General features: G+C 67.2%; 13 protein-coding genes. 6 read left to right on the top strand and 7 right to left on the bottom strand.

The features are described 5' to 3' along the window. Positions 1-52: 52 nt before the first annotated feature. From ACFVSU_RS11480 to dnaA, 7 genes are all read right to left on the bottom strand, one after another. Positions 53-457, bottom strand: coding sequence for a DUF3566 domain-containing protein (locus tag ACFVSU_RS11480; protein WP_045301979.1), 405 nt, complete (start codon positions 455-457; stop codon positions 53-55). Continuing rightward, positions 454-3,099 carry a DNA gyrase subunit A gene (gene gyrA, locus ACFVSU_RS11475; protein ID WP_387142515.1) on the bottom strand — a complete coding sequence of 882 codons (2,646 nt, stop codon included), beginning with the start codon at positions 3,097-3,099 and terminating at the stop codon, positions 454-456. Before gyrA ends, ACFVSU_RS11480 begins: the two co-directional genes overlap by 4 nt. A 52-nt stretch (positions 3,100-3,151) precedes the next feature. Next, positions 3,152-5,194, bottom strand: a complete 2,043-nt coding sequence (gene gyrB, locus ACFVSU_RS11470; protein WP_387142512.1) for a DNA topoisomerase (ATP-hydrolyzing) subunit B — start codon at positions 5,192-5,194, stop codon at positions 3,152-3,154. A 121-nt stretch (positions 5,195-5,315) separates the two neighbouring features. Next, the gene (locus ACFVSU_RS11465) at positions 5,316-5,876 is read right to left on the bottom strand and encodes a DUF721 domain-containing protein (RefSeq protein ID WP_387142509.1); all 561 of its coding nucleotides are present in this window, start codon (positions 5,874-5,876) and stop codon (positions 5,316-5,318) included. Then, on the bottom strand, positions 5,869-7,083 hold the full coding sequence (gene recF / locus ACFVSU_RS11460; protein WP_387142506.1) for a DNA replication/repair protein RecF: 1,215 nt from the start codon (positions 7,081-7,083) through the stop codon (positions 5,869-5,871). Before recF ends, ACFVSU_RS11465 begins: the two co-directional genes overlap by 8 nt. A gap of 37 nt (positions 7,084-7,120) precedes the next feature. Continuing rightward, the gene (gene dnaN / locus ACFVSU_RS11455) at positions 7,121-8,275 is read right to left on the bottom strand and encodes a DNA polymerase III subunit beta (protein ID WP_387142503.1); all 1,155 of its coding nucleotides are present in this window, start codon (positions 8,273-8,275) and stop codon (positions 7,121-7,123) included. Positions 8,276-8,755: 480 nt separating this feature from the next. After that, on the bottom strand, positions 8,756-10,207 hold the full coding sequence (gene dnaA, locus ACFVSU_RS11450) for a chromosomal replication initiator protein DnaA (protein WP_310286846.1): 1,452 nt from the start codon (positions 10,205-10,207) through the stop codon (positions 8,756-8,758). Between the two features lie 309 nt (positions 10,208-10,516). On the opposite strand from dnaA, the gene rpmH reads away from it, so the two are divergent. Genes rpmH through rsmG form a run of 6 tightly spaced genes read left to right on the top strand, consistent with a single transcriptional unit; the run spans position 10,517 to position 13,737 of the window. Continuing rightward, positions 10,517-10,654: a 50S ribosomal protein L34 gene (gene rpmH, locus ACFVSU_RS11445; RefSeq protein WP_005054680.1), complete on the top strand. Its 138-nt coding sequence runs from the start codon at positions 10,517-10,519 to the stop codon at positions 10,652-10,654. Between the two features lie 8 nt (positions 10,655-10,662). Beyond that, positions 10,663-10,998: a ribonuclease P protein component gene (gene rnpA, locus ACFVSU_RS11440; protein ID WP_056365562.1), complete on the top strand. Its 336-nt coding sequence runs from the start codon at positions 10,663-10,665 to the stop codon at positions 10,996-10,998. Then, complete coding sequence (gene yidD, locus ACFVSU_RS11435; RefSeq protein WP_045301961.1) at positions 10,995-11,351, top strand: membrane protein insertion efficiency factor YidD; 357 nt, start codon at positions 10,995-10,997, stop codon at positions 11,349-11,351. The genes rnpA and yidD overlap by 4 nt, the downstream gene beginning before the upstream one ends. 8 nt (positions 11,352-11,359) lie before the next feature. Then, entirely contained in the window at positions 11,360-12,511 is a 1,152-nt protein-coding gene (gene yidC, locus ACFVSU_RS11430; protein WP_387142496.1) for a membrane protein insertase YidC, read from the top strand. A 35-nt stretch (positions 12,512-12,546) separates the two neighbouring features. Continuing rightward, on the top strand, positions 12,547-13,065 hold the full coding sequence (locus ACFVSU_RS11425; RefSeq protein WP_056365571.1) for a R3H domain-containing nucleic acid-binding protein: 519 nt from the start codon (positions 12,547-12,549) through the stop codon (positions 13,063-13,065). Positions 13,066-13,113: 48 nt separating this feature from the next. Next, the gene (rsmG, locus tag ACFVSU_RS11420) at positions 13,114-13,737 is read left to right on the top strand and encodes a 16S rRNA (guanine(527)-N(7))-methyltransferase RsmG (protein WP_387142493.1); all 624 of its coding nucleotides are present in this window, start codon (positions 13,114-13,116) and stop codon (positions 13,735-13,737) included. The last annotated feature ends 1,032 nt before the right edge of the window (positions 13,738-14,769 follow it).

Raw genomic sequence — 14,769 nt, 5'->3', positions numbered from 1 at the left:
GCGCCGGCATCCGGGATCGAATCCACGGATGCCGGCGCTGCGGCGTTATGCGTCAGTTCGAGGTGAAGCCGACCAGCAGGCCGCCCGTCACCTTGACCGCGAGGTTGTAGATGCCCGCGATCACGGCGCCGAGCACCGTCACGACCACGAGGTTCAGGATGGCGACGACGGCCGAGAAGGCCAGCACCTGCGGGAAGCTCACGAACTGCGACAGCAGGATGCTGCCGTCGGAGAAGCTCGAGAAGAACTCGTCGGCCTTCGCGATCAGGCCGGTGGTCTGCACCACCAGGAAGACCATCACGAATGCCACCACCGTCACCACCGCGATGGCGATCGCGGCGAGGAAGGACAGCTTCACCGCGGACCAGAAGTCCACGTACACCAGACGCAGGCGAACCTGCTTGGCGCTGGTCTTGTGACTCGATTTCTTGGCGAGCTTGTCGGCTACCGTGCTCATGCGTCAGTGCTCTCTTCGGGGGTCGGGGGCGAGGCATCCGATCCGAGGGTGTCCGTCGACTGGGGAGTCTCGGACGACGGTGCTGCGTCGGCGCCGTCGGTGGCTGCATCCTCGGATTCTTCTGCGAGGCCCCGTTCGCCGTTGCGCGCGATCGCGATGATGCGATCGTCGTCGCTGGAGCGGGCGAACACGACACCCATCGTGTCTCTACCCTTGGCGGGGACCTCGGCCACGGCAGAGCGTACCACCTTGCCGCTGGCAAGAACCACCAAGACCTCGTCGTCCTCGGAGACGATGAGACCGCCCGCGAGATCGCCACGATCCTCGCTCAGCTTGGCCACCTTGATGCCCAGTCCGCCGCGGTTCTGCATGCGGTACTGATCGACCGCGGTGCGCTTCGCGTACCCGCCTTCGGTCACGACGAAGACGTACCCGTCGTCGGCTGCGACGGATGCCGACAGCAGGCTGTCGCCGGCGCGGAAGTCCATTCCCTTCACGCCCGAGGTCGAGCGGCCCATGGGGCGCAGCGCCGAATCGGTCGCCGAGAAGCGCAGCGACATGCCGTGGCGGCTGATGAGAAGGATGTCGTCGCCCTCATCGACCAGCAGAGCGCTGACGACCTCGTCGTCGGGTCCGACCTCGGCCTCGTCACCCTCGTCGGCCACCTGCCCGCGGAGCTTGATCGCGATGATGCCGCCCTGGCGGTTGGTGTCGTACTCGGTCAGGCGCGTCTTCTTGACGAGGCCGCTGCGGGTTGCGAGCACGAGGTAGGTCGCCACCGAGTAGTCGCGGATGTCGAGGATCTGGGCGATCTCCTCATCGGGCTGCAGCGCCAGAAGGTTGGCGACGTGCTGGCCCTTCGCGTCGCGCCCGGCCTCCGGCACCTCGTACGCCTTCGAGCGGTACACGCGGCCCTTGTTCGTGAAGAACAGCAGCCAGTGGTGCGTCGTGGTGACGAAGAAGTGCTCGACGACGTCGTCGGCGCGCAGCTGCGCACCCTTGACGCCCTTGCCGCCGCGGTGCTGCTGGCGGTAGTTGTCGCTGCGCGTGCGCTTGATGTAGCCGGCGCGCGTGACCGAGATGACCATCTCCTCTTCGGGGATCAGGTCTTCCATCGACATGTCGCCGTCGAATCCGTGGAGGATGTGCGTGCGGCGCTCGTCGCCGAACTTGTCGACGATCGCGGTGAGCTCCTCGCGGATGATGTCGCGCTGGCGCTGTGGCGTGGCGAGGATCTCGCGGTAGTCGGCGATCTGCAGTTCGAGCTCGGCGGCCTCGTCGATGATCTTCTGCCGCTCGAGGGCCGCGAGGCGGCGCAGCTGCAGCTGGAGGATCGCGTCGGCCTGCGCTTCGTCGACGTCGAGGAGCTTCTGCAGACCCTCGTTCGCCTCCTGCGCGTTGGGCGACCGGCGGATGAGCGCGATGACCTCGTCCAGCGCGTCGAGCGCCTTCAGATACCCGCGCAGGATGTGCATGCGCTCTTCGGCCTTGCGCAGGCGGTAGCTCGTCCGGCGGACGATGACGTCGATCTGGTGCTCGAGCCACAGAGTGACGAAGCCGTCGAGCGACAGCGTGCGCGGCACGTTGTCGACGATCGCCAGCATGTTGGCGCCGAAGTTCTCCTGCAGCTGGGTGTGCTTGTACAGGTTGTTCAGCACGACCTTGGCGACGGCATCCCGCTTCAGCACCACCACGAGGCGCTGCCCGGTGCGGTCCGAGGTCTCGTCGCGGATGTCGGCGATGCCGGTGATCTTGCCGTCACGCGCGAGGTCGCCGATCTTGACCGCGAGGTTGTCGGGGTTGACCTGGTACGGCAGCTCGGTGATGACGAGGCAGGTGCGGCCCTGGATCTCTTCGATCGACACGACGGCGCGCATCGTGATCGAGCCGCGGCCGGTGCGGTACGCCTCGCGGATGCCCTTCGTGCCGAGGATCTGCGCGCCGGTCGGGAAGTCCGGGCCGGGGATGCGCTCCATGAGCGCCTCGAGCAGCTCTTCGCGCGACGCCTCGGGGTGCTCGAGCGCCCACAGTGCGCCGGCGGACACCTCGCGGAGGTTGTGCGGCGGGATGTTGGTCGCCATGCCGACCGCGATGCCGACGGAGCCGTTGACGAGCAGGTTCGGGAAGCGCGCCGGGAGCACCGACGGCTCCTGGGTCTGACCGTCGTAGTTGTCGTGGAAGTCGACGGTCTCTTCTTCGATGTCGCGCACCATCTCGAGCGCGAGCTGAGCCATCTTGGTCTCGGTGTACCGCGGGGCGGCGGCGCCCATGTTGCCGGGCGAGCCGAAGTTGCCCTGACCCTGCGCGAGCGGATAGCGCAGCGACCACGGCTGCACGAGACGGACGAGGGCGTCGTAGATCGCGGTGTCACCGTGCGGGTGGTACTGACCCATGACCTCGCCGACGACGCGCGCGCACTTCGAGAACGACTTGTCGGGACGGAACCCGCCGTCGTACATGCCGTAGATCACGCGGCGGTGCACCGGCTTCAGGCCGTCGCGCACGTCGGGGAGCGCGCGGCCGATGATGACGGCCATCGCGTAGTCCAGGTAGCTGCGCTGCATCTCGAGCTGCAGGTCCACCTGGTCGATGCGGCCGTGGTCGTGCTCGGCGTTCACGTCGGGACGTTCGTCTTCTGCCATGTCTTCTATCTCGTCTTCTTTGTGAACCGCGGTGTCTTGACCCGACGTGGGGTCAGATGTCGAGGAAGCGGACGTCCTTGGCGTTGCGCTGGATGAACGTGCGGCGCGACTCGACGTCCTCGCCCATCAGCACCGAGAAGATCTCGTCCGCCGCGGCCGCGTCGTCGATGGTCACCTGGCGGAGCGTACGCGTGGAGTGGTCCATCGTGGTCTCCCACAGCTCCTTGGCGTTCATCTCGCCGAGACCCTTGTACCGCTGGATGCCCTCCTTGGGGATCCGCTTGCCGTTCGCGAGGCCGTCGGCGAGCAGCGCGTCGCGCTCCTTGTCGGAGTAGACGTACTCGTGCGGGGAGTTGGTCCACTTCAGGCGGTAGAGCGGCGGCATCGCGAGGTACACGAAACCCGCCTCGATGAGCCCGCGCATGTAGCGGAACAGCATGGTGAGCAGCAGCGTCGTGATGTGCTGGCCGTCGACGTCGGCATCCGCCATCAGCACGATCTTGTGATACCGCGCCTTGTCGATGTCGAAGTCCTCGCCGATGCCCGTGCCGAAGGCCTGGATCATCGCCTGGACCTCGCGGTTGCCGAGCGCCTTGTCGAGGCGCGCGCGCTCGACGTTGAGGATCTTGCCGCGCAGCGCCAGGATCGCCTGGGTGTGCGGGTCGCGGCCCTGCACCGCCGAGCCGCCGGCCGAGTCTCCCTCGACGAGGAAGATCTCGCTGATCGACGGGTCCTTGCTGGTGCAGTCCTTGAGCTTGTCGGGCATCGCCGCGGACTCGAAGACGCTCTTGCGGCGCGCGGTCTCGCGCGCCTTGCGGGCCGCCATGCGCGCGGTCGCGGCGTCGACGGCCTTCGTGATGACGCGCTTGGCCTGCACCGGGTTGCGGTCGAGCCAGTCGGCGAGCTGGTCGCCGACGACCTTCTGCACGAACGCCTTCGCCTCGGTGTTGCCGAGCTTGGTCTTGGTCTGCCCCTCGAACTGCGGCTCGGAGAGCTTGACCGAGATCACCGCGGTGAGACCCTCGCGGATGTCGTCGCCGGTGAGGTTGTCGTCCTTCTCCTTGAGGAGGTTCTTGTCGCGCGCGTACGCATTGATGCGCGTGGTCAGCGCAGCGCGGAAGCCCTCTTCGTGGGTGCCGCCCTCGTGGGTGTTGATCGTGTTCGCGAAGGTGAAGACGTTCTCGGTGTAGCTCGACGTCCACTGCATGGCGAGTTCGAGCGAGATGTGGCGGACGGTGTCCTCCGACTCGATCTCGATGATCTCCTCGTTCACGACGTCGGCGTGGCGCACCTTGTTGAGGTATTCGACGTAGTCGACGAGACCGCGCTCGTAGTGGAAGTCGTCGAACGGCTGACGCTCCTCGGAGCCTCCGCCCTCGGCATCCGTCACGTACGTCGACTCGGGGCGCTCGTCGGACAGGGTGATGCGCAGCCCCTTGTTGAGGAACGCGGTCTGCTGGAACCGGGTGCGCAGCGTGTCGTAGTCGAAGTGGACCGACTCGAAGATCGTGTCGTCAGGCCAGAACTGGATGATCGTTCCGGTCTCTTCGGTGGGCTCACCCTTCGCCAGCGGCGCCTGCGGCTGCCCGCCGTCGCGGTAGGACTGGCGCCAGACGTGCCCCTGGCGCTTCACCTCGACCTCGAGGCGCGTCGACAGCGCGTTCACGACCGACGAACCGACGCCGTGGAGACCGCCCGACACCGCGTACCCGCCGCCGCCGAACTTTCCGCCGGCGTGGAGCACGGTCAGCACGACCTCGACGGTCGACTTGCCCTCGGTGCGGTGGATGTCGACCGGGATGCCGCGGCCGTTGTCGACGCAGCGGATGCCGCCGTCGGGCAGGATCGTGACGTTGATCGTGTCGCAGTAGCCGGCGAGGGCCTCATCGACGGAGTTGTCGACGATCTCGTAGACGAGGTGGTGGAGGCCGCGCTCACCGGTCGAGCCGATGTACATGCCGGGGCGCTTGCGGACGGCCTCGAGACCCTCGAGCACCTGGATGGCGTCTGCCCCGTAGTCGCTGGGAGTTCCGTTGGGAGCCGGAGCGGGCGTTTCGGGTTCCTCGGAAACGTTATCGGGGTTGTCAGACGTCATCTTCGCGAGGGCTCCAAATCCTTCGACACGGGCCCTGACAGTCTATCGGGTAACGGCCCGATCACAGCGCTCTACGCCCCTGTAAGGGGATGAAATTCGCCTGGATGCCTCCCGACGTGGCTTATCCGTAGGTATCGCGCGGACCGCGCCCTGGAATCGTTCTGGGACCCCATTTCCAGGAGGGGACGTCCGGCCCGATGAAGCGGACCGCGTTCACACCCGCTTCCGGGTACCGGCGGACGATCTCCGAGAGGATCTGCGCGCGCATCAGCTGGAGCTGCTTCGCCCACGCCGTCGAGTCGGCCTGGATGGTGAGCGTCCCGTCCGAGAACGCGACCGGGCGGGTGTGCTTCGCGGTGTCCTCGCCGGCCACCTGATCCCACGCACGGACGACGTCCTCCCGCGCGAGCTGAGGGTCCCAGCCGGCCTCGCGGGTGAGATCGGCGAGCACGTCGCCGACGCCGCGAGGGTCGCGCCCCGGGGCGAACGGGATGTTCTCGTCGTCCTCGGTGCGCCGGCGGCGCTTGCGGTACGACCGGGCGGAGGGCTCGAGTCCGCGCAGGCGCAGGTACGTCGCGATCGTCTCCGGGACGGCCGTGCGGTCGAGCGGCTTGGCTTTCTGCGGGACGGATGCTGCGTCCCCGTGCTGTCCGGCCCCTGAGCCTGTCGACGGATCAGGCATCACCGGCCTCCGCGTCAACGGGTCCGACGATGCGGCCGGCTTCGACGCGCACCATCCGCGCGCGGAGCTCGCCGGGGACATCGCCCTCGACGGCTGCGGTGACCACGACCTGCTCGTAGTCGGCCGCGAGGTGCGCGAGGCGTGCGCGACGGTCGGTGTCGAGCTCGGCGAAGACGTCGTCGAGGATCAGCACCGGGTCGCCGAGGCGCGAATCCGCCCGCAGCAGCTCCGCCGACGCGAGCCGGAGCGAGAGCGCGACCGACCACGACTCGCCGTGCGACGCGTACCCCTTCACCGGAAGTCCGCGGATCCGCAGCAGCAGGTCGTCGCGGTGCGGTCCCACCAGAGTGAGGCCGCGCTCGAGCTCGGACGTGCGCTTCGCCGCGAGCGCCTGACGGAAGAGCTCGGCGATGCGGGTGGTCGAGGCATCCGTCCGTCCGTCATCGGAAGTCTGGCCGGGCGACGCGGGGGAACCCGAGCCGCTGTCGCCGTCTTCGCCGGTGTCGGCGCCCGCGACAGAGAGCGCCCACTCGATCTCGGGGTTGTGGTCGGCGCCGGCGATCGCCGTGTAGGCCGCGGCGAGCGGGGTCGCCAGGTCGGTCGCGAGGGCGAGGCGCGCCGCGATGAGCTGGGTGCCGAGCGAGACGAGCTTGTCGTCCCAGACATCGAGGGTCGAAAGGGCGTCGCCGCGGATGCCGCGCGCCTTCGCCGACTTGAGGAGCGCGGTGCGCTGCTTGAGCACGCGGTCGTAGTCGGCCAAGACTGCGGCCATGCGGGGAGTGCGCTGCACCAGGAGCTGATCGGCGAAGCGGCGGCGCGCGGACGGATCGCCGCGCACGATCTGCAGATCCTCGGGGGCGAAGAGCACGACCTGCGCGTAACGGGGAAGCTCCGCCGGTTTCACCGGGGCGCCGTTGACCCGCGCCTTGTTGGAACCCTGGCGATTCACCTGCGCCTCGAGCTGCACGCGACGCTCGCCGTGGGCCAGTCGCGCGCGGATGATCGCGGCATCCGCCCCGTCACGCACCATGGGCGCGTCGTTCGAGACCCGATGCGAGCCCAGAGTCGCGAAGAAGCCGATGGCCTCGGCGAGATTCGTCTTGCCCTGACCGTTGCGGCCCACGAACACGTTGGGACCGGGCCCGAGCTCGACGTCGGCGGCCGCATAGTTGCGGAAGTCGACGAGACTCAGGTGCTCCACGATCACCGGACAAGCCTCACGATCGACTCCGACGACGGGCTGATCAGCGAAGGAGCAGGTTGGGCTGCAGCAGGTAGCGGAACGAGTCCGAGCCGGCGCGGTCGACCGAGGTCTGCGGGGTGATGAGCACGGGGCTCAGCTTGTTCGCGTTGTCGCTCGAGGTGAACGTGATGCGCACGAACTCGCTCTTCACGGCGCCGAGCGACTCGAGCAGGTACTGCGGGTTGAGACCCAGGGTGACCTCGTCGCCGCCGAGCAGCGTCGCGTCGACGGACTCGGTGGCGCGAGCCTGCTCGGTGCCCGAGGCATCCATCGACACGCTGTCGGACGTGAAGGTGAACCGCAGCGGGGCCGAACGGTCCAGGACGAGCGACACACGGCGCACGGCCTCGGCGAGCTCGGCGGTGTTGACGACCGCGTGGTGCTCGGTCTGCTCGGGGAACAGGCGCCGAACCGGCGGGAAGTTGCCCTTGATGAGCAGCGACGTCACGGTCTTGTTGCCGGCGGTGAAGGCGATGATCTCGCGGTCGCCCGACCCGGAGAAGGCGATCGAGATGTCGCCGCCGTGCGCGAACGTCTTGCCGACCTCGGTCAGGGTGCGCGCGGGCACGAGTGCGGTCGTCGACTCGTCGCTCGCGGCGGTGCCGCCGTCCCACGGGATCTCGCGGAGCGCGACGCGGTAACGGTCGGTGGCGACCAGGCTGAGGCTCGTTCCCGAGACCTCGAGCTGCACGCCGGTGAGCACAGGGGTGACGTCGTCGCGGGACGCGGCGAACGCGACCTGCGCGATGGCGGTGGCGAAGTCCTCGGAGGGGACGAGGCCGGAGTCGCCGGTGACCTCGGGGATCGCGGGGTACTCCTGCACCGGCATCGACGCGAGGGTGAAGCGCGCGGAGCCGCAGGTGAGCAGGATGCCGCCGTCTTCGTCGACCTCGATCTGGATCGGCGCGTTCGGCAGACGGCTGGCGATGTCGGAGAGCAGCCGGCCGTGGACGAGGATCGTGCCCGGCTCGTCGACGGTCGCCTCGATCGTGGTGCGCGCGGACGCTTCGTAGTCGAACGCGGCGAGCGAGAGGCCTTCAGCGGATGCTTCGATCAGCACGCCCGCGAGGATCGGCTGAGGGTTGCGCTGCGGCAGGAGTTTGACGACGAACGATACGGCTTCGCTGAACACATCGCGATTGACGTGGAACTTCACGAACGCTCCCTCTGCAGCGGGCCCTTCGACTGCGGGCTCGGGGTTCTCATGCTAGTGCCAGCCTCGGAGATTGCCAGTCCGCCTTGTCGTCTCGGGGCTTGTCCACCGCAAAGGTGATCGGACGGGTTTCATCACAAAGATTTCTTGTCATGGTGTTAACGGCTGTGGAAACTGTGGACAACTGCCGCGTTGCCAGTCGGGAGACGGAAACCACACTCTTGTGAGTTGTGGAGACGCTCCGGAGAGCGCCTGGAAAGACGAATGACAAAACCTGTGGATTCCGCAATCCATCCACAGGTCTCCCCCGCTCGTTCACAGCAGTTTCCGTAGCTTGGGAGAGTTATCCACAGGTTTTCCACACTGTGAAGAACCGAAATGATGGCCCTGCTCACCGCGCGTGTCAAGAACTTCTTCGGGCATATGCGACGAGGGGCCAGCGCGTCGTGACGCACTGGCCCCTCGAGGGGTGTAGAGGACGGTTCAGCGACCGTTGCGGCCCAGCTGGGCGGTGATCTCGGTCACCTGGTTGTAGATCGAGCGGCGCTCCTTCATGAGCTCGCTGATCTTCTTGTACGCGTACATCACGGTGGTGTGGTCGCGGTTGCCGAACAGCTGCCCGATCTTGGGCAGGGACAGACTCGTGCGCTCACGACAGAGGTACATGGCGATCTGACGCGCGGTGGCGACGGACTGCGACCGGCTCGACCCGTAGAGGTCATCGACTGTGAGCTTGAAGTAGGCCGCGGTCGCCGTGATGATGTCGGTCGGCGAAATGACGTTCGCGTCGTCCTGGTCGACGATGTCGCGCAGCACCGTCTGCGCGAGCGACATGTCGAGCGTCGAGCGGTTGAGGCTCGCGAAGGCCGAGACGCGGATCAGTGCGCCCTCGAGCTCGCGGATATTGCTCGACACGACGGTCGCGATGTACTCCATGACCTCGTCGGGGATGTGGAGTCGCTCGGACTGCGCCTTCTTGCGGAGGATCGCGATACGCGTCTCGAGGTCGGGCGCCTGCACGTCGGTGATGAGGCCCCACTCGAACCGGCTGCGCATGCGGTCCTCGAAGCCGGTGAGGTGCTTCGGGGGCACGTCGCTCGTGATCACGACCTGCTTGTCGTGATCGTGGAGCTGATTGAACGTGTGGAAGAAGGCTTCCTGCGTCTCGGCGCGGCCCTGCAGGAACTGGATGTCGTCGATCAGCAGGATGTCGACATCCCGGTAGCGCGCCTGGAACGCCGAGCCGCGGTTGTTGGCGATCGAGTTGATGAAGTCGTTGGTGAATTCCTCGCTCGACACGTACCGCACGCGGATGCCGGCGTAGAGGCTCAGCGCATAGTCGCCGATCGCGTGGAGGAGGTGGGTCTTGCCCAGACCCGAGTCGCCGTAGATGAAGAGCGGGTTGTACGCCTTGGCCGGCGCCTCGGCGACCGCGACCGCCGCGGCATGGGCGAAGCGGTTGGACTGCCCGATGACGAAGTTGTCGAACGTGTACTTCGGGTTCAGTCGCGTATCGCTGCGCGAGACGGATGCTGTGTCCACCGGTTCGTCGAGCGGCGGGCGTCCGACCGGCGGCCCGGACTGCAGTCCGACGGGCGACGCGATCGGCGCCGCGGTGGACTGGACCGGGATCGGTGCGGTGAGGTGCACGTCGGCGAGATCCGGGTTCACGACGACGCGGAAGTTCGACGCGGGGTCCTGGACGTCCTGGCCGACGCGCGTCAGAGCCTCGAGGATCGGCGCGCGCATGCGCTTGGTGAACTGAGCCGCGGTCAGATCGTTGGGGACGTCGAGATAGAGCGTCCCGCCCATCACTCCCTGCGGAACTGCCAGGCTGATGAAGCCGTGCAGCTGCGGCGTGATGCGATCGTCTCGCACGAGTTCGTCCAGAACGGCCGTCCAGACCGGTACATCTGGAACTTCGTGCGGTGTCATGGCCCCCCCGGGTTGTTGATGATTCCACCGGAGGCCGCGGAAACGTCGGTCCAGGCCTGTGGATAACTGCCGGAGCCACGCTAGTCAGGAGGCGTCGCGTGAGCAAACTCCACTGTAGAACCGGCCTGCGTGTCGGTGCCAGGGTCGATCGCCTCGCCGGTGCATAATGACACGTTCTGCGCTCGGTTTGAGTTCTCGGGCAACTCGACGTAGCCTTAATCGGTTGACTTATGCCCTCGTGGCAGTCGCCCCTGTACACACGTCCCCGGTCTCGAGCGTCCCGGTGACACCTGATCGGAAGTAGTCCCCATGAGCAAGCGCACCTTCCAGCCCAACAACCGTCGTCGCGCCAAGAAGCACGGCTTCCGCGCCCGCATGCGCACGCGTGCCGGCCGTTCGATCCTGTCGGCTCGCCGCGCCAAGGGGCGCACCGAGCTCTCGGCCTGAGCCGAGCGGTGCTCGCGAGGCCGCACCGACTCACCCGCGGATCGGAGTACAAGGCCGTTGTCCGTCGGGGTCGTCGGTGTGCCGGAGCGCACACCATCACCTACGTGAACCGCGTCGTGACCGATGGTCCGGCGCGGTTCGGCTTCATCGTGAGCAAGCAGGTCGGTGGCGCCGTCGTGCGCAACACCGTACGTCGCCGGCTGAAGGCGCTGTGCTTCGAGTCCATCGACTCGGTCGCGCCCGGCAGTGAGGTCGTGATCCGCGCACTGCCCAGTGCGGCATCCGCATCTTTCGATGATCTGCGCAGCGACGTCGTGAAGTGCCTCGCACGGAGGGCCGCATGAGCGTTCTTCCCGCCTACGCGTTCGGAGACGCCGAGTTCGCGGCATCCGATTCCCTGCGCAGCATCCCTCTGCTCCCCCGCAACGCGCTGCTCGCGCTGCTGCACGGCTACCGCGCCACGATCTCGCACACCTATGGCGACGTCTGCAAGTACTACCCGTCGTGCTCGGCCTACGCCGTCGGCGCGGTGCAGCAGCACGGCGCCGTCGTCGGTTCGGCGCTGACCGCGGCGCGCATCGCACGCTGCCACCCCTGGGCCGTCGGCGGCGTCGACGACGTGCCGCCCCGCAAGAACTTCCGGCACGCGCTGACCCGCCACGGGTTCGTCGTGCCTGCCCCCACCGGAAAGGACTGATCCTCCACATGGATCTCTTGTCAGCCCTCGCCTCGACGCCGTCGCCGTCCGCTCCGGCGACGAACGGCGGTTTCGATCTCTTCGGGATCATCCTGTGGCCGCTCAAGTGGGCGGTCGAGGCGGTGCTCGTCTTCTGGCACTGGCTCTTCACCGCGATCGGGCTTCCGCCGGCGGACGGCATCACGTGGGTGCTGGCGATCGTCGGTCTCGTGATCGTCGTGCGCTCGGCGATGATCCCCCTCTTCGTTCGGCAGATCAAGAGCCAGCGCAAGATGATGGAAATCGCTCCTGAACTGCGGAAAGTCCAGGAGAAGTACAAGGGCAAGAAGGACCAGCTCTCTCGCGAGGCCATGAGCCGCGAGACGATGGCGCTGTACAAGAAGCACGGCACCACACCGGTCTCGAGCTGCCTGCCGCTGCTCGTGCAGATGCCTGTCTTCTTCGCGCTGTTCAGCGTGCTCAACGACGTCACCAAGCACTACGCCGCCGGCACCGGTGGTGTGGGTCTGCTCAGCGCAGAGCTCACGGCCGAGTTCTACAACGCGAAGCTGTTCGGCGTCGCGTCGCTGCACGAGACGCTCATCCAGGCATGGCAGGCGGGCAACACCCCGGCGATCATCATCCTGGTCACGCTCGTCGTGCTGATGATCGCGTCGCAGTTCTTCACGCAGCTGCAGATCATCTCGAAGAACCTCTCCCCCGAGGCGAAGACCGGCCAGGCCTACCAGATGCAGCGGATCATGCTGTACATCCTGCCGCTGGGCTTCATCTTCTCCGGTGTTTTCTTCCCGCTCGGTGTCGTCATCTACTGGTTCGTGTCGAACCTGTGGACCATGGGCCAGCAGTTCCTCGTCATCCGCGAGATGCCGACCCCCGGCTCCGACGCGGCCAAGGCGCGCGAAGAGCGTCTCGCGAAGAAGGGCAAGGCGATCGATGCCTCGGGCAAGGTCGTCCCGATGGAGAAGTACGTCGCCGAGCAGCAGCGCCTGTACGAAGAGGCCGAGCGCGCGAAGGCCTCGGCGCCGAAGCGTCAGCAGCCCGTGAGCAAGCAGCGCGCGAAGAAGCAGGGTCAGAAGCAGCCCGGATCCGGCCAGAAGCAGGGCGGCCAGGTCTCCGGTGGAACCGACCAGGGTAATCCCGGCACCGGCTCCGCTTCCTGAAGCTCCCGACCGACGTCACACACGAGGATCACGCCATGACCACGTCCCCTGAGTACGCCCCTGTCGACACGCGCGAAGAGCGGGTCCCCGCGACCGTCGCCCAGCTCGAGGAGGAAGGCGACGTCGCCGCCGACTTCATCGAGGGTCTGCTCGACATCGCCGACATCGACGGCGACCTCGATCTCGATGTGCGCGCGGGCCGCGCGTACGTATCGGTCGAAGCGCCGTCCGGCGGATCGGTCGACCTGATCGCAGCACCCGACACCGTTCAGGCGCTCCAGGAGCTGACGCGCATCGCGGTGCAGAACCGCACCGGTCGCTTCTCGCGCCTGATCCTCGACATCGGCGGCTCCCGCGACGCTCGCCAGAACGAGTTGACCGCTCTCGTCGACCGCGCGATCGCGCGGCTGGATGATGGTGCCTCGCAGGCGTCGTTGCCGGCGATGTCGAGCTATGAGCGCAAGGTCGTCCACGACATCGTCGCCGAGCGCGGCTTCGTGTCCGAGTCGTACGGCGAGGGCGCCGACCGCCACACGGTGATCCGTCGCGGCTGAGCCGCGCGTTTCACGTGGAACAGGCGTACTGAGCTTGTCGAAGAATCGATGATCGCGATCGAGCAGGAACCCGCGGCCGCCGCCGAGATCTTCGGCGACCGCATCGACGTCGCGCGGAAGTTCGCCGAAGCGCTCGGACAGCACGGTGAGGAGCGCGGGCTCATCGGGCCGCTCGAACCGCCGCGCCTCTGGTCGCGCCACATCCTGAACAGCGCTGTCATCGCTCCCCTGTTCTCCGGACGCGTCGGTGACGTGGGGTCGGGCGCCGGGCTTCCGGGGCTCGTGCTCGCCATCGCGCGTCCGGACGTCGAGTGGGTCCTGATCGAGCCGATGGAGCGCCGTGTCGCGTGGCTGTCGGAGCAGGCCGAGTCGCTCGAGCTCGACAACCTCGAGGTGCTGCGCGCACGGGCCGAGGATTGGAAGCGCGGTCCTTCGCTGGATGCCGTCACCGCCCGTGCCGTGAGCGCGTTGCGCACCCTGGTCCCGATCACCGCTCCCCTGGTCCGCGACGGCGGCGAGCTCATCCTCCTCAAGGGGACGAGCGCGACGAACGAGATCGATGCGGCCGAGAAGCAGCTCCGCAAGTTCAAGGTGACGAACCCCCGCGTCGAGATCGTCGGCGAAGGGCTGCTGCCCGAACCGTCGCGCGTGATCCGCGCGACCGTACGCTGACGGCTGGCCGCCGGCAGCTCCGCTTTCGCGGCGTTCGGGGCCTACCGCTTCGAGGCGGCCGGGACCCCCGCCTAGACGCGGGTTTCGTGGCCGAGGTTGAGTGTATTCGTTGTCAGAGCTCGTCGGTCAGACGGCTGCTCAGTTGATCCGGCGCTCCGCAGATCGCCCGTCGGCGCGGTATCCTCGTGAGCTCTCGTTCCGTGGAACGCGTCGGCATAGTCCCGACGCACCGGGCATGTTCCACGTGAAACAGCTTCGTTGCGTTCCGACTGGCGCCTTCCCAGTCCTCACGCGGGGTTGGTGACCGACGAGGGTCACGCTCTCACCCGGGCCGGTCGGGCGATGGAGTGAGCATGGAGCTGCATCGTCGAGCGGCTGCCGGGCGTGTGCGCACGACCTGCGGGATCGGCTACGTTGGCGCTGCTTGTCGCGGTTGCACCCTGGGGAAGCCGTGGCCGCACGTAGATGGGCCAGGCAGCAACGAATGCCGATGTTGGCGCGCGACGATCTGCCGGCTGGACCGATTCGGCACCGCAGACACTCCTCGTACTGACGGTGTCGTCGCGAAGAGCAGCCCCGGCAGTACATCCCTGCGGTCCTTCCAAGGAGACGCCGCGCGAGTCGCAGGAAGAGCGAGTGTTTCACGTGAAACGGTGCGCCCGGTATTCACGAATCCCCTCCGTGTCCGCCTGGTGCGGCCAAGACGGCAGCGCTCGTGGTCGCAGGTACGTTGGATGACCACTTCAGAGTTCCCTTCACCCGAGGCTCACTCCCCTGCCGCCGAGGACTCTGATGGAAGTGCGCACAGAGCGCCACCGTCCTCCGGTTTCAGCGGTGGCTGTATCGAGCGGTAGCGAAGGTGACCACGACGTAACACCCGCTGCATTTGTGTCGCTGCCGGCGGTGGGAGCTGCGTCCCTCAGCCGATCGTTTTGTGCGCTGCGACTTTCCGTCCCGTTATGCCGAGACCGCAGTTCGCCATGCGACGTCGTTGGCGCCGGAACCGAGCGATGCCGCGGTCGAGCATCAGGC

The organism is Microbacterium sp. NPDC058062 (genome assembly GCF_042885375.1).
Taxonomy (GTDB): domain Bacteria; phylum Actinomycetota; class Actinomycetes; order Actinomycetales; family Microbacteriaceae; genus Microbacterium; species Microbacterium trichothecenolyticum_C.
Note: the sequence above shows the minus strand (reverse complement) of the source record. Positions and strands in the feature narration are given on the sequence as shown.